Origin of the sequence: Bradyrhizobium sp. SZCCHNR3119 (assembly GCF_032487775.1) — a bacterium.
Lineage (GTDB): Bacteria > Pseudomonadota > Alphaproteobacteria > Rhizobiales > Xanthobacteraceae > Bradyrhizobium.
This window is the reverse complement of record NZ_JAUEUV010000002.1, coordinates 563,261-585,257: the sequence shown is the minus strand read 5'-3', so window position 1 is coordinate 585,257 and position 21,997 is coordinate 563,261. Positions and strand designations below refer to the sequence as shown.

The window sequence follows — 21,997 nt, the reverse complement described above, 5'->3', positions numbered from 1 at the left end:
GGAACCGGACAACCGGGAGCCGGCAGTCGCGACAAAGGGTCGGCGGCGTAGCGCCCGCCGGCCTTTTTGCTGAGCGTGCGAGCTCAATTCCGCCGGGCCAGCGAGCGCAGGAAGCCCTGATATTCTTCGTTGAGCTCCATGTCGACGGCAGGCGCCAGCTTCAAGAGCGCGTTGGCGATGAACGGCTGGTCGTTGCGCGGCTCATCGAGTACCTCGCGCAGCACCGGCACGTTGTCCTCGATGTGGTGCAGGAAGGCGACGCCTTTCTCCGCCGTCTCCGTCCAGCGGCCCCGCGTCCATTTCGCGAGCGGGTACATGATCTCGTGGATGAAGTTGGACTTGCGCGCCTTCTCGAAGAAGCGCAGGCCCGTGCTCCAGTTCTCCTTGGCGCGCAACGGCGGCGGCGGAATGTCGCCGAGCAGAAGCTTCTTGCCGGCCTGGCCCACGAAATCGTCCAGCGTCGTCGGCGCATCGATCGTTGTGCGGAAATGCCAGAGCGCGAAGGAGCCGGGGAAATCCTTGCCCATGCGCTCGATCAGGGCTGTTTCGACCTTGTCGAGGGCCGGCTTGTCGCCTTTCAGCGCCGCCGTCATCGCGAACGCAAACAGCGCGTCATTGCCGACCTCGTGCACGCCGCCGCCCTTGAGCTGCGCCGCCGACAGCGCCGGCGTCTTGCCGTCGGCGGGGACTTCGGCCTCACCGGCGCGCTGCGCCTTGATGAAGGCCGTGATCTCCAGCCAGCCCATCAGGCTCGCGACGAAGGCGTCGGGATCGACGTGGACGATGGCGAGGTTGAGCGGCTCCTTGCGCTGTCTCAGCTCCGCCATATCGGTCATGACTTGCTCCGTCGCCGCATTGTCTCTGCTCGCACCGTCCGTGTCGGTTTCCCGACAGCACCAACGCGCGACGAAGACTCCTGCCGTGATGGCAGCAAGAAGGGTGCCAGCACCGCGGCGAAGACCTTTGCTTTTCCCGAGTGCCGCTTTTCCGGGCTCACGCTGTCGCACATGGCCGGCATAGGATGACGCGCGGCATGCTTGATGGAAGGGGCTTGAATGTTCACCCGCGTTTGCAAAGTCGACACGATCGACGAAGGCGGCATGCGCCTCGTCATCGCCGACGCTCAGCTCATCATCGTGGCCTGGCCGGACAACGGTGAGCTCAAGGCGTTCCAGGGCGTCTGTCCGCATACGGCCGCGCCGCTGGATGAAGCCGGATTCGATGGCCGGGTGCTGAGCTGCCCGGTCCACAACTGGACCTGGGACGCCTCGACCGGCGCGCCGCTGCACCCGCAGGAAAGCGCGCTCGCTGAATATCCGGTGAAGGTCGAGGACGGGATCGTTTACATCGATACCATCGGGGTCACGCCGCTGTTTGCCGCCCGGTGAGCCTCGGAGGAACAGACTGCGCGTGGGATTCCCAACATCGGCTTGCCCGACCGGCGAAAGGACACTATACGTTCGGCCGCGCCGGGGCGGAATCGGATTGAAACCGCGGCCGGCGTCGCAATTTTTCGCCGCAACGCGTTGAATTGCCGAGGGTTTTACGGAACCTGGAGAACGATGACGTCGCGCGAGGATGCTCGTCGTGCCGTCCAGCGTTTTGCTCCCTTCGTCTATCGGTCAGGACGCCACCCTTTCACGGTGGAGAGAGCGGTTCGATTCCGCTAGGGAGCGCCATCTATTTCCTCCTAGTCCCTGGTCCCGGAATGGCAGCAGCTATCGCGGACCTGCACGCCCGCCGCACTCTTGAGCAGGCAGCTCTCGGCAGAGCCCGCTCCTGAACTGCCCGCCCGCCGCCAGGTCCACGCACGGCAGGCGGCCGTGTCCTGGCACAGCTGGCGGCAACGGCGCCAATCCTGGCCCGGGATCTCGCTGCGGCTGATATCGTGGCCGGGGAGGCGGATGCCTGGCAAGGGCGGCACCGGACAACTGATGTGGTAGCCGCTCGCGATGTCGACCCTGGTCGCGGGATTGATGTTGCCGCCATCGACCACGCAGCCGCGTTTCCCTTCGATGAACAGCACGAGGTCGAGGTCCTGCGCGTAGTTCGTCGGGCTGGCCACGCAGAGGTCGGTATCAAGCCGTTCCGCCATGTTCACGAAGGGGTAGTCACGGACTTCAAGGCTGCCGTGCGATTGGCAGGCAGAGGGTACCGCATCGACGTCGCGGGCATCCCAATGGGCGCGCACGCACGAGGTGATCGCGCGTCGCGCCTCCCGCCGAGCTTCATTGACTTGGTAATAATGCGTGACCGTATTGCGCACTGACCACCGATAGGCTTTGCGCGCTGTGCTGGTGCCTGATGGACGCACCTCGAGAATGGCGGTGCAACTTCGCGTGTAATCCGCCTCCGCCGGTCGAACGTTGGAAATGGCGATGGTGGCGGCGGCGAGGGCCAGCAGCGACATCCGCTGCCACGCGAATGTTTTCGATCTCGGCGTCATTGAAGCTCGCCTCCACTCGAATGTCGCTTCTTAGCCCCGCCGGGCGCGCCCACATTGAGAATGATCAAATGGCGCGAAATGAGTCGAGGCGCTGCGATCTCGATCAGAACAAGGGTGGGCGCAGGACGCAAGAAGGTCAATTGACCAGGCGCTCCTGTTGCCTTGGTGGCAGTGATGCAAAGGCTCACCGCGCCCGTTGAACGGAGCCCCGACCGAAAGAACCGGGGCGCGCATATCCTGCGCGCCCCGGCTCCTCTATGCTTCGTCAGTGCGAGATCGTTTCGAATGACGGCATCGTGGCCGCCCGGACCGCGCGGAAGAACGACGCCTGGCCGTGGACGGCGGCGTAGAGATTGAGGCGGCCCCAGCCGTCCCAGCTGTTGCCGTCGAGCAGGGCATAGCCGGCCGGCAGCGCGGTGTCGCGCAGGATCTCGCTGCGCTGCTCGTCCGTCATATAGGGGAAGCGCGTCAGCAGCAGCACCTGCGCCTGCACCGGCACGACTTCGGGCGTATGGATATGGCTCGCCAGCGCAAGCCCGTAGGTCATGCGGAAGGTGTAGCTCTTGGTGTCGTCGGCATCGATGTCGTCGTCGAACGCCTCGCGATCGCGATGCCGGTCCTCTCCGGCCTTCGCTTCGTTCTTCTCGATGCACCTCTCGACGCTGCTGGTGCCGCAGGATTGCGCCAGATATTTCTGGGTCTGGGTGTAGGCTTGGTGGATCGCGTAAGCGGCGGCATTGGCAGGATTGGTCCAATCGACCCGGTTGCCGTTCGCATCGTACAGCGCGTTGTAGATGTTGGTGGCGACGATCGCGGTGGCCTCGATGCGGCCGCCGATCACGTCGAGCGGCGAGTGCATGCCGGCGAGGATGCGGTTGTTGCCGAGATCGGCCGCGCGCGCCAAGAGGCTCGCATATTGCTGCGGCACCAGGAAGGCGAGGCCGAGCGCCTGGTTGTAGGCGAGGTTGGTGTGGCCGCTGATATAGGCACCATCGGCATAGGGATTGCTGCCGTTGATGATCTGCCAGAGCAGGGTGGGGACATTTACCGCGCTCGACAGCCGGTACGGCCGCGGCGCCGTGCCGATGCCCGGGACATAGTCGCCGACATTGAACGTCGTCGGGGTGAAATTGCCGGAAGCATCATAGGAGCCCATATTGGGGACTGCGATCGGCTTGCCGCCGTTGGCCGTCACCATGGCCTGCGTCACGGTGAAACCGCGGACCCAGTTGACAGTGGTGCCGTAGACAGGCGGGACGGAGAAATTGCTGAAATAGGTCGGCACCACGAATTGCGCCGTGTCGGCGGTGGTGAGGCCCGCCTTGTTGCTGGTGGCGCTGTAATTGCCGTAGCGCGCATCGAGCGGGCTGATTGCGCCTGCTGCGATCGAACCCGGATTGGTCACAGGCGCGGTCGAGCCCATATAGCGCTCGAATGTGCGCTTCGGCGGCTCGGTCGAGGCGTTGTTGCGGATGGTGTTGTTGAGGAAGTTCGCGGCCGCCGCCAACGGCGTCGCCGTGCCGTCTCCGAACGTCGCGAAGCCGATCGTGGCGCCGTTCAGGTAGTTAATGCCCAGGGCGGTCGGTGCGTAATCCTGCAGGGTGGTGGTCACGTAGGAGGTCGGGGTCAGCTTCGCCGGCGCCGTTCCCGTGGTGGACGACCCAATTCCAGTCATGAAAGAGGAGGTCAGCACGCCGAGGCCGTTCAGCACGCTGTAGGGCTGCGCGGTGCGATCGTCGTGGATGGCGGCGAGCGTCTGCGCCGGCGTCCGATTCCGCGTCATCCTGACCACGGTCGCGATGTTCTGATCCATCACACCCGCGCCATGCTTGAGCTGCGGGTTGTACTGCATCAGGTTGACGTAGGAATCGAGCAGATTGACGATCGTGGAGCCGACCGACGCGGTTGAGCTATTGGTGAAGTTCACCGGCGGGGTGGTCGGAATGCTGCCGGCGTGCGCGGCAAACGGGACAAGCGCAGCTCCGAGAGCTGCATAATTCCAAAATTTCGACGATGCGGACGACATCCAAGAGCCCCAGGGATCAAGATTGCTGGGCCAATCCGGCCCATGCCGTTGCGGGCGGTCTTGCGATGATCCGGGATGCGAAAGACCGTCGCGGCTTCTTATCTGTCGATTTTAACTGTTTGGTAACAAGTCGGTCGGTGGCGCGGAAATCGCGAGGTTGTCGCCGGAAAAGCGCACATGTTCATTGCGGGAAAGACGTCGGGGCTACCACCGGCGCGCTATGCCCCCAACGTGCACGATGGTCCTGGTACGATTGTGCTGGCGCGATCGCTCTGGCACGGCCGCGGCCGGCTTAGCGATCTTTCTTTAGTCAAATCAACCCGATCTTAGGGGCTGCCGCGATAGCGCATCGCCCGTACGGAGGTCGATGCGAGATGGCTGCCCCCAAGAAGCGCGAAGCGCGGAAATCCATGAAGCAAGCTGCGTGGATCACGCTGGATGGTGGATTCGCCGTGCGACATTGCCTGGTGCAGAACATTTCAAGTGCCGGCGCCAAGATCACACTCGACGACGCGGTCGCCTTGCCCAACACCATTCGGCTGGCGTTTTCGCGCGATGCGCGCACCGGCCGGCTTTGCCAGGTGGTGTGGCGCCGAGGAGCCTCGGCTGGAGTCAAGTTCATCGGCTGAGGCGGCATGCGGGCTGGCGAAGCTCGGCTCGCACCGTTAAAACAGCCCGATGTTCAGATCGTTCATGCTCGTTGCGGTGCTCAGCCTGTCGTGGGCGACGACCGTGCTCGCGCAATCGCCGGGAGCCTCGTTGCTTGTGCCGAGCGCTCCGACGGCCAAAGCGGCGACAGCCAAAACTCCGCCGACGGTGAAGCCGATGCCCCGTGCCGGCATGAGCAATCCATGCACCGCCTATGGGCCAAGCTTTGCGAAGCTCCCCGGCACCGACACCTGCGTGAAGGTCGGCGGTGCCGCGAGCATCGAGGCCGGAAGTTCGCTCCGGCGCTGATCGTGGCGATGGCGCCGCTGCGCACTTACGAGAGCGGTGCTGCGACGTGCCGGATGAAGGCCGGCCGGGCCGGAGAGCGCCTGGTACCAGCGCGACAGGTGCGGCAGCTCCGGCTTCTCGATGCCTTCGAGCCCGAACCAGCGGCGTGCGAACGCGCCGAGCGCGATGTCGGCCAGCGTGAAGATCTCGGCCTCGACATAGCGTCGCGTCTCCAGATGCGCATCGAGGATTCGCCACAGCGCAGCGGCCTCGTCAGCGCCTTTCTGCAGCATCGCCATGTCGCGCTGTTCGGGCGGTGTGCGGATCAGTCCCCAGAACACCGGGCGCTCGACCGGCTGCACCGTCGAGAGCGTCCAGTCGAGCCACCGCTCCACGCTCGCGCGCTGCCGCGGCCGTTTCGGATAGATCGGCGCATCCGCGCCATAGGCCAGGCAGAGATAGCGCATGATCGCGTTGGATTCCCACAGCACGAAATCACCGTCCACCAGGGTGGGGATCCGTCCGTTCGGATTCATCGCGAGATAATCGGACTCGGTGTTGCGGCCGAACTGCATGCCGGCATCGATTCGGTCGTAAGCGAGGCCGAGCTCTGCGGTGCACCACAGCACCTTTTGAACGTTCACCGAATTCGGGCGGCCCCAGATCGTCGGTCGGCTTTCGTTCGGCATCGCGCGCTGTTCCTCCAGAATGTCGGCGTGGGGATAGCCGCTGCGCCCCAGACATGCAAAAAGCCCCACCGTAGGCGGGGCTTTTCGACGGTGCGTATCGACTTCGGGATCAGTGGCCGAAGATCAGCCACAGCACGATGATCACCGGAATCGGCACGCCCAACAGCCAAAGCAGAAGTCCTCGCGCCATGTCCGCCTCCTCGCGTTCCTCTCCAATCGGAGCGACAACGCAGTGCTGGCGGTGATGTTCCGGTTCTGGCGGCGTCCTTGGATGGCGCTCTTGGCAAGCGTTTTTGGACGGCGGTCTCGAACGGAACTACCAGTGCCCGGTGTTCGGCATCGAAAGCCACGGCTCCTGCGGCGGCTTCGGCTCGCCCTTCTGCAGCAGCTCGATCGAATGCAGGTCCGGCGAGCGGATGAAGGCCATGTTGCCGTCGCGCGGCGGACGGTTGATGGTGACGCCGAGCTTCATCAGCCGCTCGCAGGTGGCGTAGATGTCGTCGACCTCATAGGCGAGATGGCCGAAGAAGCGGTCTTCGCCATAGCTCTCTTCATCCCAATTGTAGGTGAGTTCGACCAGCGGTGCCCCCCGCGTCGCCGGCTGGCTCTTCAGCAGGTGTTCATCTTCGGGCGCGCAAAGGAAGAGCAGTGTGAACCGGCCCTTCTCGTTATCGATCCGGCGGACCTCCTTCAGCCCGAGCGCATCGGAAAAGAATTTCAGCGCGACGTCGAGATTGCGCACGCGCAGCATGGTGTGGAGGTAGCGCATTTTTCTTGTCTCCTTGGACGAAATCTGGTGCTCGACGGGGACTGTCGGCCGCGCCCCGTCCATAGCAGCAAAAGCCGCAGCGAGGCAGAGGATCCCGCCGGCGTAGAGATCGGCTCGCGTGGAATTGTTCATGTTGAGCGGCATAAGCCGGCGCCCGCACCAGACCTTCGCGTCTCGTTTGCCGTTCGGGAAAATGCAGGAGAGGAGAGCGCCACGGGTCGAAGCTGGCGTCGTCCGTTGGGTCGAACGGTTATCGGCTGCCGTCTTGCGGCGCGACGACGTGTCGCGAAAGCCTATTTTCGCAGTGATTCGCGACGTCGACCGACGCCTCCGTGGAGCCCATTTCAAGGTTATTTCCACGCAATTGTGCGAGAAAGTGTCGCTGAAATCACGCGACCAAGCCAGAAATGCCTTAAAACATAGGGAAAAATGAAACTCGGGGGGCCATTGACGATCATCAATCCTTGACTTCTGCTCGTGTCGTTGGAATTTTGGCGTCGCTGTGGGTGCTTCGGGGCCCTTAAAAACCAGGAGATTCCCGAAAGAACGCGGGGTCACTTCCGACCAGACGACTCAAAGTCCCGGCTGCGCAATGCAGTCACAAAGCCCCGACCGATCCGTGCAGCAATGCGCGAGATAGCCGCGTGCAGTCGTCTAAGTCTTTCATCGGTACCACTCAAAGGAGATACGATGGCTACCCAACTTTCCAAGTCGCAGTTGATCGAGAAGATTGCGACCACGACTGAGCTGTCCAAGCGCGACGTCAAGAACGTCATGGAGACGCTCACCGACGTCGGCCACAAGGAGTTGAAGAAGAACGGGGTGTTCCTGGTCCCCGGCTTCGCGAAGTTTGTGGTGATCAAGAAGCCCGCCACCAAGGCGCGGAAGGGCACCAATCCCTTCACCGGCGAGGAGATGATGTTCAAGGCCAAGCCGGCGCGGAAGATCGTGCGGGCTCGCCCCGTCAAGGCCGCCAAGGACGCGGTTGCCTGAGACCAGAGGCCCCCTGAAAAGGGGGCCTCTTACTTTGCGTATTCGTTCGCGTCGGTGGCTGGCGAATAGGTGTCGCAAGGTGCAGTCGCCCTGCTGCCGACCTGCGTCAATGGAGGTGGCAGCTACGATGCGGTGCTCGAACGCCGCGGCGAGCAGGCCAGCTAGACGCTCTGCTGACGCGCCGTGAGCCGATGCCCGGTGCCGACGCTCGGCAGGAGCGAGGTTAAAACGACAGCAGCGCCACGGACGGCGGAATATGTTCGCCGAGTGACGCTGCCTCGAAGACTGGGCCCTGAAATCCCCAGCAACAGTCCGTCCCTGCGCGGGCAAAAAGGTTCAAAAAATTCTGCCAGCGAGCCGGGAGGCCGTTGTGCTTGACGTCGCCGACATAGCCTAGGCCAAAGGGGTGATCGAGAAGGCGAGGGGACTGTCACAAGCGACAAGTCGCATCATTTCTCGGCACGGCAACGGCAAGGTCTTCTCAGGGATCAAATCGAAACGGCTGCTGCGCACTGAAGTTCCGATCGGCTTCGTCGCGTATGCTTCATCGCACGCGCAACCGGACCGATGCGGCCGCTAGGCCTTGTCCTGACGAACCTCCTCTGGGGCGCTGTCTGCGACGTCAGGCCAGTCGCGCGAAGCGAGGACGAGGAAACCGCCATATCCGATGATGTTCAAGACCAGTTCCAACCATGACGGCATGGGGCACCTCGCTTGATCCAGAACGTTCGAACTGTCGCCGCGTTCCGTGGTGCGGCTCGGGCAAACGCCTGCAACCAAGGCAGGCCGTGCGCGTTGGATGCTGGTGTTCAAGTGGAGGACATGACCATGAGAAAAACACTGGCAGTGTTGGCGACGGTCGGCGCTGTGGCCGCGACCTCGCTCGCGACCGCGCCGGCTGAGGCGCGCGGCATCGGACCCGGTCTTGCTTTCGGCCTTGCGGCGGGTGCGCTGACCGCGGGCGCGATCGCAGCGTCACATCCGTATTATTACGGCCCCGACTACGACTACTATTATGGGCCTCGCTACGTTTATGGCCCGGGCCCGTACGCGTATTATGGCGGTCCCTACTATCACCGCCACCACTATTGGCACCACTACTGGTGATGATAAAGCCCGGAAGCCCTGCTTCCGGGCTTTTCGCTGCTTGTGACCCCAGCGAGCGGCGGCGGCGGAGCGAATTCGAACCCCGATTGGCGGCCCGCGCGCTCATCAGCGGAACTTCGTCGCCGCCGCGCTAGTCGCCTCGCTCGTTCCTTCCGGCCTTCGCCCAGGCTGCGATCGCATATTGTTCACGTTCCCGCGCAAACCGGTCCTGCGTCGCCTTGAACTTCGCGACCCGCGCGGTGATCTCCTCGCGCTCCTTCGTAATTCGTTCCTGCTTTTCATTCTTTGCCATCGATCATCTCCGGTCGCAGCCGAATCGTGTGCGCGGATGAGCGCTCGCGATTAGGGCGCGATTGCGGACAAGCTCCGCGAACCCATTCCTGCGCAGTGGATTTCCCACTGCGGCGAACGGGGCAGGAACAAGTCGCACCGTGGTGGTGGAAAAGGCGGCGCCATTGTTGTGATGTCGTGAGCTTCTCGCTAGCGATCACAATGGGAGCCCGTGCCGCCGTCACCGCATTCTGCGCGCCGCAAGCGCCGTTCACGACCTTCGGGGCGAACGCGGCACGAGAGACCACCGAGAATCAGAAACTTGCAAGCGGCCCTTCGGCTTTTCGAAGTTCGTGCGGGAGGTCGTGCGATGGACTCACGAACTTCGAGAGATGGGCTGAGAATGGCAAAATTCGATCTGGATTCCCTGAGCATTGACGAACTGGCCGGGCTGCGCGACGCGGCGGCGGCAAAATTGCTTGAAAAGGTCACCGCGCGGCAGATGGAGCTGGAAGCGGAAATGGAGCGGCTGGCCCAGTTGGGCGGTGGCAAGCCGGGTAAGAAGGTGGCGGCTTCCGCGCCTGCTCCCAAGGCCAAGAAGGCGCAGGATGGGAAAACCGGAACAGCCGGCGATGCCTCAGACTCCGTCTCGGAAGCTGCCTGACCGGGCTTTGCTGACGCGGGCGAGCGCAGGGCGGTAAAGGGAAAAGGCCGTGCTATGATTGGCACGGCCTTTGTCTTGGGACTGCTGCCGATGATTGCAACGGATCTCCAGAGTGGTGTCGCGATGCTCGGCGATATGATCGCCGCCGCATCCGTCGTCGTTCCTTTCACCGGCGCGGGACTTTCCACCGAAACCGGCATCCCGGACTTCCGTTCTCCCGGTGGGGTGTGGGCACGCCATCGGCCGATCTCCTTCGAGGAATTCGTGGCCAGCCAGGACGCCAGGGACGAGGCTTGGCGCCGCCGCTTTGCGATGGAGGCGGTGTTTGCAGCGGCGAAGCCCGGTCGCGGCCACCATGCGCTGGCCTCGCTCTATCGCGCCGGCAAGGTTCCGGCCGTGATCACCCAGAACATCGACAATCTGCACCAGGCGTCGGGCTTTGCCGCTCATCATGTCATCGAGCTGCATGGGAATACAACCTACGCGCGATGCATCGGATGTCGGCAAGATTATGATCTGGCCTGGGTCAAACAACGCTTCGACGCCCAGAAAGCCGCCCCGGATTGCCCAGCTTGCGGCGATCCGGTGAAGACGGCGACGGTTTCGTTCGGTGAAGCCATGCCGGAAGATGCGATGCAGCAGGCGGCCAATCTGGCCCAGCGCAGCGACCTGTTCCTCGCCATCGGCTCCTCGCTCGTGGTCTGGCCGGCCGCCGGCTTTCCGCTGATGGCAAAGAACGCGGGGGCGAAGCTCGTGATCATCAACCGGGAACCGACGGAGCAGGACGACGTTGCCGATCTCGTGATCCATCACGATATCGGAGAGACCCTGTCTCCCTTCGTTCGCAATTGAATCGAAATCGAAGCGCACCCTGCAAGACTGTTCAAAGGTTCCGGCGGCTTTGATTTTTATCTATGCGCGAGGCAAGGGAATGTTATCTTTTGGTTCGAGAGATTCGCGTGATTCATCGTGAGTAGAGTTGATGAGTGCGCATGAGGGCGCCGTTGCAGGGGTGGCGGCTCACAAAATCATCTGTGAGGTCCGGGGTTATGGGGTCGGACGAATTTGGGTCCAAGAAGCTCGGAGTACCGGTGCCTGGTGGGTCCGCACCAAGCCGGCTCGGAGATTATCCAAGCGGCGCCGCGCGCGATTCGGCGATTGATGCATTGTCGAGTCTCGGCGAAGATCTTGTCGAAATTGGTGGCGTCATCAAATGGTTCGACGCTTCGAAGGGGTATGGCTTCATTGTCCCGGACAATGGTTGGCCAGACGTTCTTCTGCATGTCACCGTGCTGAGGCGCGACGGCTATCAGACCGCCTACGAAGGCGCGCGTTTGGTTTGCGAGTGCGTGCAGCGGGCGAAAGGATATCAAGCCTTCCGCATCCTTTCGATGGATGAGTCCACCGCGATCCATCCGGCGCAGATGCTGCCGCCGCGGACACATGTCACCGTCACGCCCACGAGCGGGTTGGAGCGGGCGCAGGTGAAATGGTTCAACCGCCTGCGTGGCTTCGGCTTCGTCACCTGCGGCGAGGGTACTCCGGATATCTTCGTCCACATGGAGACGCTGCGTAGGTTCGGCATGACCGAACTGCGTCCCGGCCAATATGTGCTGGTGCGTTATGGGCCGGGCTCCAAGGGCATGATGGCAGCGGAAATCCATCCGGAAAGCGGATCGCCCGCCATCTCGTCACATTGAATCGCCCGCCCGCAGGGTGATGTCACGAAGTTGTGAAATCAACTGACGTCCACTTTCGGTTGTGGAAGGCCGCGCGCATTTGCCGGACCGGCGCTCCCCAGCCGCCTTGCTGCCGAGGCGGCGAGCGTGTAGGACGTCGGACCACAGAGTTCGGGGTATAGCGCAGCCTGGTAGCGCGGCAGTTTTGGGTACTGCAGGTCGTTGGTTCGAATCCAGCTGCCCCGACCATGTGCTCTCCCCTGGGTGCCCCCTGAGACAACCAGAGCCGCCAAAAGCCATTTCTGATCAAGGCACTTAGTACCCCCTGGCGTCCCCCTAACGCGTCAGTGCATGTCCTTCCCATGCATCAGTTTTTGCCCCGATTTACCCACAGAGCTGGGTCGCCGTTGGGGTGTTCGAATCTGTATTTTAGATCCGAATAAACGAGGGATTCGAACAAGCGACCCGCAGTACCCAAAACCATTGCTCAAGCATCTTGCTGAGGCACTTTCGACTGATCTGGCGGAGCTTTTCGTGATCGTTACCGTCTATGTTGACGAGAGCGGCGCCTATGAATCCGGCTACACCATCTTGGGTGGCTTGGGTCGGAGCTCAGGCCAATGGGCTGGTTTCGATCCAAAGTGGAAGGCGCTTCTGAAAAGAAGCCACTTTACTTACCTACTTCCACTCTAAGAAACTTCGCCAATCGAACTGGCCTTGTGGTGCAGATGGAATGTCGGCAGATGCGGGTGCAGACTGACCTCGTCGACGCCGGTGAGGCCGATATAGGTGCGAAAGCCGCGCACACTCGTCATCCGAACTTCAACTCGGAAACTCCGATTGACTGGCCTTGCTGCCGGATAGGCTGGCGTTCGCGTGCGGAGCGCGGGCTTACGACGTTCTTGCTTGACGCTTCCCCGTACTGAGCTCGTGACCGTCGTTGACTGTTCGATGAGCCGCCAAAAAAATTCGGATGCCCCCGGAGCGGCAAACTCGGGAGCATCCGAAGTTGAGCGGCTGAATCCGGGGAAGGAACATCCGCTATGGTTATCCTCGCCTGAATCGAAAACTATCGTCTTTGCGCTAGATCAAGCACATCGTGCCTGCGACACATTGGCCTGATCGGGGCGTCGTGCCTGCAGCGAGGCCTTGGCAGACGGCGCGAGATAGGGAAGGAAACAGCCGTTAGCCGGCTGTGCCCGTCGCCACCCGCGGCGGCGGCATTTTGAAATGCTGCTTGGCGTAGGCGATGATCTGAGCGTCACTCGGGTGATCGGCCGGCTCGACTGCGACGACGCGCTTGCTGATCGCCGGATGCCTCTCCTGCAGATAATGGGCAAGCTCCGTCTTCGCACCGGCCGGGCCGATAATGAGGATTTCCCCGGCATCGCCGAGCGCGTTCGCGACCTCCTCAAGGAAATGCTTGTCGGTTGCCGCGTGCCCGCTGCCGATCGAACTGGCCTTGTGGTGCAGATGGCGCGTCGGCAGATGCGGGTGCAGACTGACCTCGTCGGCGCCAGTGAGGCCGATATGGAATACTTTCGCCTCGACGTGATCGAGCCACACGACGGCATGAAAATGGGTCGGCATAATCTGATCCTTTCAGCGAGGCCGCATCGGGTTGCATGCGAGCGGATGCGCTCAGTGCAGCACGACCTCGGGTTCGTGACCGACCATTAGCGGCGACCGTCCGGCCGCGATTGACACAGGTCAACCGTGCACCTGCAGCCTTCACTTCGCATCAGAAGCATCGATGGCGCGGCCGAGCGTGAACTGGCCGACCGGGCCTTCGATGTGGAACGGAATGCCACTCACCTTTTCGAACAGGTCGATATTGCCGGTGCCGACCGCACAGGCGCCGAGCCCCATGTCGGCCGCCATCAGATAGAAAGTCTGCAACAGCCCACCGACATCCTTAAGCGTCAGCGCGTAGGCAATGGCGCTGTATTTCCAGGCCAGCCGTGCAAAGCGCGACGTGACGGTTATCAGGATCTGCGGGTGGCCGGCGGCGTCCATTGCGAACTGCGCCGAATCCAGCATTGCGGTAAGCAGCTCGGGCCGGGCTGGAATCGCTACCAGTGCATGTGCGTCGGCATCATAATGATAGAGCCCGGTAGCCAGGCCGTCGCAATTGGCCACTGTCAGATACAGCTCGAGCTCGTAGGCACTGCCGCCGGACGGATAGGGCCGTCGCGTGTAGTCGAGCACCGGGCTGTCGCTCTCGTCGTCGAGACTGCTCTCCCAGCGCGACAACACCCGCGCGGTGCCGTCGAGAAACAGCGACAGCTCGGCCAGCGTGATCGGCCTCTGGTCATCATAGTCGCGCACCGAATGCCGCGAGCGAAACAGTCTTGCGGCGGCGGAGGCCGTTTCGGCCGGCGCAGCGAGCGCTGGCTGAAGATCGATCCGCTCGCCCGGCCAATTGGGCCGAATGGCGGGCGGCGGCTCGATCCAACCCACATAGGGATAGACGCCGCCCAGCGGATTGGCCTGGCGCCCCTCGGTGCTGCGGGCATGAAACAGCAGATCGTGGAAGTCCCACATCACCAGGGCTTCGTCGCCCTCGCTCGGGCGCTGGCCGTCATCATCGGGCCTGTCCAACCGGAACAGGATGCCGCAATCCAGCAGCAAGGCAAGCAGCTCGATGCCGGGAAATCCGGACATCGCGCGCAGCTTGCCGACTTTCTGCGGCGCCGCGAGCGCCGTCAGCATCGCAACGACAGCCGGATCTCCGATTCGAAACAGCGCGCCAGAGCGCGGCGACTCCAGCACCATCTCGCTGGCGCGCCGGCGCAGATAGGCAAAGCGTGACAGCACGATGGTCTCGCCATTGCCGAGTTTTGGGATCTGCGGCCGATAGTCAGGCATCTGCGGCTCGATCACGGCGAGTGCATGGGCGTCGGCCCTGCGCGCCAGGACATATTCGACGAGGCCTTGGCGCGCGAGCAGTTGGACGAGCTTCGCAATCTCCTGGTCCAGCGGCTTGGTGCCCGCCAATGCGGCAAGCTTGACGCCATCTTTCAGAACGTGCGCCCGTTTCGCGGCAGCCTCGCTGAACCTGCCGAGATCCAGCGGGTAGCCGTTGACCACAGCCGACAGATGGTTGCGGCCTGCCGGTTCGAGCACAACATGCTCGCTGAGCCGCACCGAGAGCACGAGCGGCGCAGCTCGCTGTGGCACCGCTTTCGCTTTCTTCGTCGGTGCTGCCGCCTTCTTCGTCGGCTTGTTCATCCGCTTGGCCATGGTGCGTGTCCCGCGATCACGTATGCGGCAGGAATGGCGTCAGCTCATGCTCCGGGATCGGCGCATCACGCAGGCCGAGCTTGACCGGCACGTCATAGAGCCTGCCGGGCCCGAAGCGGCGGTAGAAATGCCTCAGGCCAGGGACGACGACGCGGACCACGGATACCCCGACGTCCGGCCGGGTCTGGTCGAGCACCAGAAAGTCGTGACCGGCGCGTCTTGCGATCTCGACGGACGCATCGACCTGCTCGCGCGTGGTGCTGCGCGGGATCGCCATTCCCAGTTCGGGACGCGGGATCGGATATTTCGCAGGCCGCAGGAATGGATAATCCTCGAGCCTGAGCGGCGTGATGCCGTCCAGTGTCGGCTTCTCGCCGGAGCCGCCGCCCATCAGCCCAATGGCCAGGAATTGGCTGAGCTCGGTCATGGCGCGGAGAAGCGCAATGCGCGGATCAAAATGCGCGCCGGAGCCGAATTCGATGTTCTCGTGCCCGTCCTGCATCCAATGCATGATGGCGACGAAAGTCGGCACACCGAGATCGCTGGTGATGTCGAGCACCCACAGCTTGCGGCCGGCGTCAGTGAACTGGTTGCGCAAATCGCTGACGTAGGAATCCTCGAAATGATCGAGGTTGACTTCGGTGCGCTGCGAGCGGTTGTACCACCAGATCGCGTAAGAATCGCGCTCGACCAGTTCGAGGAAGCCCTGGACGATCGCTTCTTCCAGCGTGTTGCCTGCGGCACAGCCGTTGGAATCTGCATGGAACGGGCGCGGGCCGCTGTAGAAGAAATAAAGCTGGCTGGTCGGAACGTATCTGAACTTGTTGTCGCGCAGTGACCACAGCGGCGACCATTCAATTTTCGCAAGCGGATCGAAGGGCTCGGGCGCCGGCTGGGTGTCGTCCTGATGGGTGTGGTTTTGGCGATGCTCGTATTGCACATCGCTGAACAAGAGGATGTCGTTGGGCTTGATCGCATCGCCATCGGCGAAATCCGTAAACCGCTTGGTGGCGCGGATTTCGTCGCCCTGGAAGATGCCGGAGTAGCGCTCGATCGCTTCCATCAGCGCGCTGGCTTCGCCCTGTTCGGCGGTGGAGCCCTTGCCGAAGCTGCCGCCTTCCAGGCCGGACCTCAGCTGGGCGACGCTCTGCGCCGGCGCGGAGAAGTTATGCTGCGCGAAAAAATTGGTGTTCATCGGTAGATCGGCCTCGATCCGCTCGAGCCGTTTGACCACGCCGGTGAGCGGGCTGACGTGCCGCCTGAACCGAGCGACGGTGGCGCGCGAGGTCACGGTGCGATAGCCGCCGGACGTGATCAAAAGCTTGGCACCGGAGCCCAGCGGGATCGGCTCGGGCGCGCGGCGCGGATTGACCAGCTTCTTGTCGCCGCAGGTCGGACATTGCGGTCGCTGGGCGACATAGTGCCTGGCGATGGCGGCACCGGTCAGATCGAAGCTCAAAATGTGATCGTGCAGGTCGGTGCGGAAGCCGGTCGCGATCGCCTTGGCGATCTCCATCGCCGCAAACTGGATCGCATTCTGGCCGAGCGGGTTGCGGGCGAGGGGAGAGGTCGCCACGGCGCGCGCGCCGCCGCGATCGAGAAAGCCCTTGATCTCGCGATTGCGGATCATGCGGTCGAACAGGCAGGTCCAGCACCCGGTATGGCCGGGCTGAAACACCGGGCCGACCAGCGGGGCGATACCGGATGGCTGCACCAGAAGCCACGTCGTGTTGTCAGCCACGCGTTTTTGATTGAGCGCGGTGAGTTGCGGTTCCAGATAATCGTTGACGAGCGTGATCGTGAGGTCGGCAGACCGTGCGACGACGCGCACACCAAGCTTGCCCAGAGCTGAACTCAGCTCAGCCGCGCCCTTCACGTCGATGGCTTCGATCCGAACCTTGCATTTTGCCAGATTCTGCGCGGCCGCCTCAGGCGGCAGGCCGATGCTGGCCCAATAGCCGGCGAGCACGTCGCCATTCGATGCTCCGCCATTGACGACATAGCGGCGTTCGAGCAGGCGGTTGATTGCCCCTTCGATCTTCTCGGCAGGGAAGGTCTTGCCGAGCTTGGCGATCAGATCGCCCCGGCTTTTGCCACCTTGTCCGATCGCAGATGCAAGCGCGCAATAGAGCTCGCCATGGAGGAAGAATTTTCGGTCCTCGGAATAGACGCAGACCACGTCCGGGGGCAGCACATAGGCGGTGAAATTCGGCGCGAATTGCAGTGTGCTCTTGCTGGCCCGCGACGCCGAACCGGTTCGGGAGCGCGCCGATTTTTGGGGGCGTGTCGTCATGGTGTAACGTCCCTGCGAATGTGTGCTGGCGATGCCGCGCGACCGGGGACGCCCGTTTCGGTGACAGGAATGTCCTGGAGCTGAATCGACATACCGGGAGGGCGGGAAGGCAGGTCAGTTCGGAAGAGGAAACCCGAACGGGATCTTGGCTGGCGGCGCAGTCAAGACATGAATGAGCCGGGTCGACCTCGTCGGACCCGGCCATGAGACATTCACATCGATCGGACGATCAATGGGCTGAGCTGGCTCAGCAGAGGCGGCAGGCGCCCCACGAGAGGCAGCAACCGCCGCAGCCTCCGCAACCGCCGCAACGACAGCCACGGCACCCGCGGCAGCCACATCCGCGGCAACCACGGCAGCCGCCGCAGCCGCGCCAAGCGGTCTGCACCTTGGCGTCCGCGTTCTCCTTGTCGAACAGATGGAAGGTCGAGAGCGAGATGTCGGCGATTTCCTCGTCACTCAGCGTGATCGGATGCGTCGCGGACAGATCGACGGTCTTCGGTGCATCGACGGGCATGGTGGCGGCCGATGCGGCACCGACCATCGAGAAGCCTAATCCGGCAGCGCCAAGCGCAGGCACCGCAGCCTTTACCGCACGCTTCCGCTTCGAAGCTGGCTTTGCTTGTGGCATCGTTACATCCTCCGTTCCCTCGAAAGGTCTGTGTCGATCCGCCCCACTTTGATAGTACGCTGCACCTTCGTGACACGCAAGGCAGGAGAAAGATTTGCTTGGCGCAACGTTTTGCTTTCATTCATCTTTGTGAACGTCGGCGATGTCAGACTGGCACGGCACAGAGCCCACACAATCACGATCGCTCTTGATTGTTCCTCGCGACAGCCGCTTCAAATGTGAATGTGGCGTTGCAACAAGCGCGGCAGAGCTGAGCTCATGACCAGCAACCATGGACATTTTGTGTGGTACGAATTGCTGACCACCGACAGGGGGGCGGCCGAGGGCTTTTATCGCGAGGTGGTTGGGTGGGATGCTCGCGACGCATCGACACAGCAATTTCCTTACCGCCTGCTGACCAACGCCGAGGCTCCCGTGTGCGGGGTAATGGCGTTGCCCCCGGAGGCGCTGCGCAGCGGCGCTATGCCGCGATGGGCCGGCTACGTCGCTGTCGCCGACGCGGATGCAGCTGCCGAACGGCTCCGGGCGCTGGGAGGCCGGGTCTACGTTCAGCCCACCGACAGCAATATCGGCCGGATCGCCATCGTTGCGGACCCGCAGACGGCGACCCTGGCTTTGGTCGAGGGGCTGAAGTTTGCGCCGCCGCGCGCAACGACTGCAACCGTCGGGCGGGTCGGCTGGCACGAGCTGCTGGCGGCCGATGGGCCTGCGGCCTTCAGCTTCTATAGCTCTTGGCTGGGTTGGCAGAAGGCGGCCGATGATGTCGGGGCGATCGAGGGATACCAGCTGTTCTCGGCAGGCGCGGATACCATCGGCGGTATCTTCACCAAGCTGCCCCGGGCGCCGGTCCCGTTCTGGCTCTATTATTTCAATGTTGCCGATCTGACTGCAGCGCTGCAACGCGTTCGCACGCTTGGCGGACGCGTGGCGCAGGGGCCGGTGGAATTGCCGGACGGGATCTGGATCGCGCGGTGCATCGATCCACAGGGCGCAATGTTCGCGCTCCAGGGCAAGCGCCTCGGCGAGATCGAGAAGACTGCTGCGGTCGAGGTCGGTTGGTCGGCGGAGTGGGGTGGCTTTACTTCGCGCGGCCGGATCGTTTCCCCTCCGCTCTCCCAGTCAGCGCAGCGAGACCAGGCGCCTTCCGCGTCCCGCAAGCCGAAGCGTTAGCGCCCGGAGAGGGCGCTTACGTCGGCTTTGGTACCGGCTTGGGCAGGGGCTTGTCCTGACGCTTGGACCAGGAAATGTAATAGGCCACCGTCGTCATGATGGCGATGCCGGCGACACTGACCAGGATCTGGGCAAGCAGCGAACCTGAGCTCATCATGAGCGTGAAGTGGCCGATGAAGGAGAGGAAGACGCCGACGCAGAAGACGGCCAGCGATTGCTGTCCGCAGACCACCAGCGGGTCGAAGAGCTTCCATTCCAGCCCCGACCATTCCTTCGGGACGAAGCGGATCACCAGGATCACGATGACGACGAAATGGAGGAAGCGGTAGGGGGCGAGGTTGGTTTTGTCGTTCGGGTTGAAAGCGCCGTACAGCCAATCCGGAAACATCGCCCCGAAATCGGGAAAGCGTCCGGCCATGGTCATGATCAATGCAAACAGCAAGTAGGCCAGGCAGAAGTACAGGGTGATCGGGGACATGATGATCCCCATGGAGCGACGGGCACCGCCGAGCGCACACCACGAACCGAAGACGAACAGCACCTGCCAGCAATAGGGATTGAAATACCAGGTGCCGACAGGATAGGCAGTGAAATTCCAGTCGAAATGGCGTGCAGCAAGCCAGAGCACGATGGACCCCGCCATCGTGAGATCGGGCTGGCGCAGCATCAGCCATAGCACCGGCGGGAAGAAGCCCATCAGCACGATATAGAGCGGCAGCACGTCCAGATTGACCGGCTTGAACTTCAGGATCAGGCCCTGAGCCAGGGTGTCGGTCGCGTGATCCACCAGCCCCGCGACATTGAACTCGCTGATGATCTCGGAATCGCCGAACCGGCTGGCAAGATAGCTGATGGCCGCGATGTAGATCACGAACAGGACGATGTGGGCGACATAGAGCTGCCAGACGCGCTTGAACAGGCGGGTGGCGCCGACGATGAAGCCACGGTCGATCATCATCCGCGCATAGACGAACGAGGCGGTGTAGCCGGAGATGAACACGAACAGGTCTGCCGCGTCGCTGAACCCGTAATTCCGTGTCGTGATCCAGTTCACCACGTTATCGGGAATGTGATCGAGGAAGATCGCCCAGTTGGCGATGCCGCGGAACAGGTCGAGCCGGAGGTCGCGTCCTTTCTCCGGCAGTGTGGCCTTGATGTTCATGGGGCTGCTTCAACGCGCTGTTTCGAGACGGTCGTCAGGGAGCAGGAGAATCCCATGGCCATCATCGCAGATTGTCATGGGGCGGCAGAATGACTATACGGGTCGAGAAAAGGTGCATCCAGGGGTAGGAATCACCGATCACATTCCTGAAACGTGCCTCTAGCCTATCCCGGAGGTTTCCACCACGCGCTTTACTGTCGCTTTGAGGGCCCGTCCATCGATGACCGCACGTATTTTTAAGCCGGCCAAGAACGCGATGCAATCCGGCAAGGCCAAGACCCGGGAATGGCAGCTCGACTACGAGCCGGAGCAGCCGCGCGCGATCGAGCCGTTGATGGGCTGGACCTCCTCGACCGACATGAAGCAGCAGCTGAGCTTGCGTTTCCACACCAAGGAAGAGGCGATCACCTATTGCGAGCGCAAGGCGATCCCGTACCAGGTGATCGAGCCGAAGGAGCCGGCGCAGCGCCAGATCGCCTATGCCGACAACTTTTCGTTCCGCCGCGGCGAGCCCTGGACGCATTAAATCTGGACGCACTAGTCTAAAGCAGCGGCGGCGCTGCTTACTTCGATCCAGCCGGTGGCGGCTCGATGGGCAAGGGCGCGTCCTTTGCCACGCCGAGCACTGGGAAGCTGCGGATGGCGCGGATGCCGGGCAGGGCAGCAAATTGCCGGAGCTGCCGGCTCATACCGTCGACACCGGTCGAGACGCATTTCAGCAGGAAATCTGCTTCGCCTGACAGGCGCCAGCATTGCTGGACCAGAGGGAGCGCCGCGATCGCGGCTTCGAACGCCGCGATCGCCGCTTGTTGCTGGCTTGCGAGCTGGATCGTGACGAAGGTGACCACCTCATAGCCCAGCGCCTTCTCGTCCAGGCTGGCGCGGATCGTCTTGATCACGCCGCGGCTGCGTAGCGCTCGCATCCGCCTCAGACAGTTGGAATGGGAGATGCCGATCCGGTCGGCGAGTTCGTTGTTGCGAAGCCGGCCGTCGCTCTGCAACTCCGCCAGGATCCTCCGATCGATATCGTCCAGCAATGTGCCCTCTGTCATACGGTCCGGTCCGTGCCGTCACAGCCGGCAGGTTGGATGTCGCGCGCTCTGCCTGTGGCAGCGGGCTGCGCGGCTTGCGGCATCACGCCCGAGAGGACCAGCTTTTCATGGGCGGCGATGATCGCGTCCCTGGTGAGCCGTCCGCCCGGCCGATACCACGTGCAAACACCGGTCAGGAGCGCAATGATCGCGAAGGTTGCGACCTGGATGTCGACGACGTCAAAGACGCCGTCCGCAACGCCTTCGGCGAGAATGTCGGCCAGGCGCTGTTCATAGGTCGTGCGCAGCGCCACGATCGCGGCGTAATTCCTGGGTTCCAGGCTGCGCAGCTCCGAATTGGCGATGAAGACCTCGCGCTTCCTGGCCATGTGGTAGGTGACGTGAAAGGCCACGAAGGCGCGCAGCCTCTCGGTCGGACCTTCCTTGTCCTGCAGCGCCTGTTCGAGGGCGCGCAGCAGCGTGTTCATGTGTTCCTGCACCAGATCGAACAGTAGGTCCTGTTTGGTGCTGATGTGGTTGTAGAGCGACCCAGGCTGGATGCCGACCTCGGCGGCGAGTTGACGTAGGCTCATCGCGGCGTAGCCGTGTTCGAAGATCAGACGCAGGCCCGCTTTGCGGATCGCCTCCATCGTGGTCGGGCCGTGTGAGCCGATCGTGCGTGCCATCTCGTGCCTGCCCTGAGTCCTCCCAGCCCGATCGAGACCGGCGAGCCGCGATCCGACGCTCTCACGAAATTCCCATAGTTTCAATGGACTAGCTGACTGCGGCCAAACGAAACTATTGCTTGAGCCTGAATTAAAAAAACGTATGATCGTTTAATTCCTTGGGAGAAATAGTGGCGAGCGCCAAGTCGGAGCCACAGGGCGA

The 21,997-nt window shown here is 62.7% G+C and carries 24 protein-coding genes, 2 tRNA genes and 1 pseudogene; 12 read left to right on the top strand and 15 right to left on the bottom strand.

Going from position 1 to position 21,997, the window contains the following annotated elements; genetic code table 11:
- Positions 1 to 83 precede the first annotated feature (83 nt).
- Positions 84 to 836, bottom strand: coding sequence for a hypothetical protein (locus QX034_RS29975; RefSeq protein WP_316196220.1), 753 nt, complete (start codon positions 834 to 836; stop codon positions 84 to 86).
- Positions 837 to 1,055: 219 nt separating this feature from the next.
- On the opposite strand from QX034_RS29975, the gene QX034_RS29970 reads away from it, so the two are divergent.
- Positions 1,056 to 1,388, top strand: coding sequence for a Rieske 2Fe-2S domain-containing protein (locus QX034_RS29970; RefSeq protein WP_316196219.1), 333 nt, complete (start codon positions 1,056 to 1,058; stop codon positions 1,386 to 1,388).
- Positions 1,389 to 1,604: 216 nt separating this feature from the next.
- Positions 1,605 to 1,679 (top strand) — tRNA-Glu (locus tag QX034_RS29965).
- Between the two features lie 11 nt (positions 1,680 to 1,690).
- On the opposite strand, the gene QX034_RS29960 is transcribed toward QX034_RS29965, so the two are convergent.
- Entirely contained in the window at positions 1,691 to 2,446 is a 756-nt protein-coding gene (locus QX034_RS29960; RefSeq protein WP_316196218.1) for a PAN domain-containing protein, read from the bottom strand.
- Between the two features lie 265 nt (positions 2,447 to 2,711).
- Positions 2,712 to 4,472: a hypothetical protein gene (locus QX034_RS29955; protein WP_316196217.1), complete on the bottom strand. Its 1,761-nt coding sequence runs from the start codon at positions 4,470 to 4,472 to the stop codon at positions 2,712 to 2,714.
- A gap of 374 nt (positions 4,473 to 4,846) precedes the next feature.
- On the opposite strand from QX034_RS29955, the gene QX034_RS29950 reads away from it, so the two are divergent.
- Both QX034_RS29950 and QX034_RS29945 read left to right on the top strand, forming a co-directional pair.
- Entirely contained in the window at positions 4,847 to 5,101 is a 255-nt protein-coding gene (locus QX034_RS29950; protein WP_315704278.1) for a PilZ domain-containing protein, read from the top strand.
- 49 nt (positions 5,102 to 5,150) lie between these two features.
- On the top strand, positions 5,151 to 5,429 hold the full coding sequence (locus tag QX034_RS29945; protein WP_315767885.1) for a porin: 279 nt from the start codon (positions 5,151 to 5,153) through the stop codon (positions 5,427 to 5,429).
- A 25-nt stretch (positions 5,430 to 5,454) separates the two neighbouring features.
- On the opposite strand, the pseudogene QX034_RS29940 reads toward QX034_RS29945, so the two are convergent.
- Together QX034_RS29940 and QX034_RS29935 are read right to left on the bottom strand one after the other, a co-directional pair.
- Positions 5,455 to 6,097 (bottom strand): annotated as a pseudogene (locus tag QX034_RS29940) (glutathione S-transferase family protein).
- Positions 6,098 to 6,413: 316 nt separating this feature from the next.
- On the bottom strand, positions 6,414 to 6,866 hold the full coding sequence (locus QX034_RS29935) for a VOC family protein (protein ID WP_315703811.1): 453 nt from the start codon (positions 6,864 to 6,866) through the stop codon (positions 6,414 to 6,416).
- A 690-nt stretch (positions 6,867 to 7,556) separates the two neighbouring features.
- Between QX034_RS29935 and QX034_RS29930 the strand changes: the two genes are divergently transcribed.
- Positions 7,557 to 7,859 (top strand): HU family DNA-binding protein, encoded by a 303-nt coding sequence (locus tag QX034_RS29930; RefSeq protein WP_315703812.1) that lies wholly within the window; start codon positions 7,557 to 7,559, stop codon positions 7,857 to 7,859.
- 576 nt (positions 7,860 to 8,435) lie between these two features.
- Here the strand turns inward: QX034_RS29930 and QX034_RS29925 are convergent.
- Positions 8,436 to 8,561 (bottom strand): hypothetical protein, encoded by a 126-nt coding sequence (locus QX034_RS29925; protein ID WP_315703813.1) that lies wholly within the window; start codon positions 8,559 to 8,561, stop codon positions 8,436 to 8,438.
- Between the two features lie 126 nt (positions 8,562 to 8,687).
- Here QX034_RS29925 and QX034_RS29920 point away from each other — a divergent pair, with 126 nt between their 5' ends.
- Complete coding sequence (locus tag QX034_RS29920) at positions 8,688 to 8,966, top strand: hypothetical protein (protein WP_315742039.1); 279 nt, start codon at positions 8,688 to 8,690, stop codon at positions 8,964 to 8,966.
- Between the two features lie 130 nt (positions 8,967 to 9,096).
- On the opposite strand, the gene QX034_RS29915 is transcribed toward QX034_RS29920, so the two are convergent.
- Complete coding sequence (locus QX034_RS29915; RefSeq protein ID WP_315703815.1) at positions 9,097 to 9,258, bottom strand: hypothetical protein; 162 nt, start codon at positions 9,256 to 9,258, stop codon at positions 9,097 to 9,099.
- Positions 9,259 to 9,639: 381 nt separating this feature from the next.
- Between QX034_RS29915 and QX034_RS29910 the strand changes: the two genes are divergently transcribed.
- From QX034_RS29910 to QX034_RS29895, 4 genes are all read left to right on the top strand, one after another.
- Positions 9,640 to 9,900: a hypothetical protein gene (locus QX034_RS29910; RefSeq protein ID WP_315703816.1), complete on the top strand. Its 261-nt coding sequence runs from the start codon at positions 9,640 to 9,642 to the stop codon at positions 9,898 to 9,900.
- A gap of 90 nt (positions 9,901 to 9,990) precedes the next feature.
- Entirely contained in the window at positions 9,991 to 10,752 is a 762-nt protein-coding gene (locus QX034_RS29905) for an SIR2 family NAD-dependent protein deacylase (protein WP_315703817.1), read from the top strand.
- Positions 10,753 to 10,949: 197 nt separating this feature from the next.
- Positions 10,950 to 11,600 carry a cold-shock protein gene (locus QX034_RS29900; protein WP_315703818.1) on the top strand — a complete coding sequence of 217 codons (651 nt, stop codon included), beginning with the start codon at positions 10,950 to 10,952 and terminating at the stop codon, positions 11,598 to 11,600.
- A 151-nt stretch (positions 11,601 to 11,751) separates the two neighbouring features.
- A tRNA-Pro gene (locus QX034_RS29895) sits at positions 11,752 to 11,828 on the top strand.
- A 440-nt stretch (positions 11,829 to 12,268) separates the two neighbouring features.
- On the opposite strand, the gene QX034_RS29890 is transcribed toward QX034_RS29895, so the two are convergent.
- From QX034_RS29890 to QX034_RS29870, 5 genes are all read right to left on the bottom strand, one after another.
- Entirely contained in the window at positions 12,269 to 12,394 is a 126-nt protein-coding gene (locus tag QX034_RS29890) for a hypothetical protein (protein ID WP_316196216.1), read from the bottom strand.
- Between the two features lie 370 nt (positions 12,395 to 12,764).
- Positions 12,765 to 13,169 (bottom strand): translational machinery protein, encoded by a 405-nt coding sequence (locus tag QX034_RS29885; RefSeq protein ID WP_315703820.1) that lies wholly within the window; start codon positions 13,167 to 13,169, stop codon positions 12,765 to 12,767.
- A 141-nt stretch (positions 13,170 to 13,310) separates the two neighbouring features.
- Positions 13,311 to 14,822, bottom strand: coding sequence for a SagB family peptide dehydrogenase (locus QX034_RS29880; protein ID WP_315742041.1), 1,512 nt, complete (start codon positions 14,820 to 14,822; stop codon positions 13,311 to 13,313).
- Positions 14,823 to 14,838: 16 nt separating this feature from the next.
- Positions 14,839 to 17,115, bottom strand: a complete 2,277-nt coding sequence (locus QX034_RS29875; RefSeq protein WP_315767883.1) for a TOMM precursor leader peptide-binding protein — start codon at positions 17,113 to 17,115, stop codon at positions 14,839 to 14,841.
- A gap of 247 nt (positions 17,116 to 17,362) precedes the next feature.
- Complete coding sequence (locus tag QX034_RS29870; protein ID WP_315703823.1) at positions 17,363 to 17,746, bottom strand: hypothetical protein; 384 nt, start codon at positions 17,744 to 17,746, stop codon at positions 17,363 to 17,365.
- A 258-nt stretch (positions 17,747 to 18,004) separates the two neighbouring features.
- Here QX034_RS29870 and QX034_RS29865 point away from each other — a divergent pair, with 258 nt between their 5' ends.
- Positions 18,005 to 18,916, top strand: a complete 912-nt coding sequence (locus tag QX034_RS29865) for a VOC family protein (protein ID WP_315767882.1) — start codon at positions 18,005 to 18,007, stop codon at positions 18,914 to 18,916.
- 16 nt (positions 18,917 to 18,932) lie between these two features.
- On the opposite strand, the gene QX034_RS29860 is transcribed toward QX034_RS29865, so the two are convergent.
- Positions 18,933 to 20,078 (bottom strand): OpgC domain-containing protein, encoded by a 1,146-nt coding sequence (locus QX034_RS29860; RefSeq protein ID WP_315703825.1) that lies wholly within the window; start codon positions 20,076 to 20,078, stop codon positions 18,933 to 18,935.
- Positions 20,079 to 20,298: 220 nt separating this feature from the next.
- Here QX034_RS29860 and QX034_RS29855 point away from each other — a divergent pair, with 220 nt between their 5' ends.
- Positions 20,299 to 20,604, top strand: a complete 306-nt coding sequence (locus tag QX034_RS29855) for an ETC complex I subunit (protein ID WP_315703826.1) — start codon at positions 20,299 to 20,301, stop codon at positions 20,602 to 20,604.
- Positions 20,605 to 20,641: 37 nt separating this feature from the next.
- On the opposite strand, the gene QX034_RS29850 is transcribed toward QX034_RS29855, so the two are convergent.
- Entirely contained in the window at positions 20,642 to 21,130 is a 489-nt protein-coding gene (locus QX034_RS29850) for an Lrp/AsnC family transcriptional regulator (protein ID WP_315703827.1), read from the bottom strand.
- The gene (locus tag QX034_RS29845; RefSeq protein WP_315703828.1) at positions 21,127 to 21,795 is read right to left on the bottom strand and encodes a TetR/AcrR family transcriptional regulator; all 669 of its coding nucleotides are present in this window, start codon (positions 21,793 to 21,795) and stop codon (positions 21,127 to 21,129) included. The genes QX034_RS29850 and QX034_RS29845 overlap by 4 nt, the downstream gene beginning before the upstream one ends.
- Positions 21,796 to 21,997: the final 202 nt, after the last annotated feature.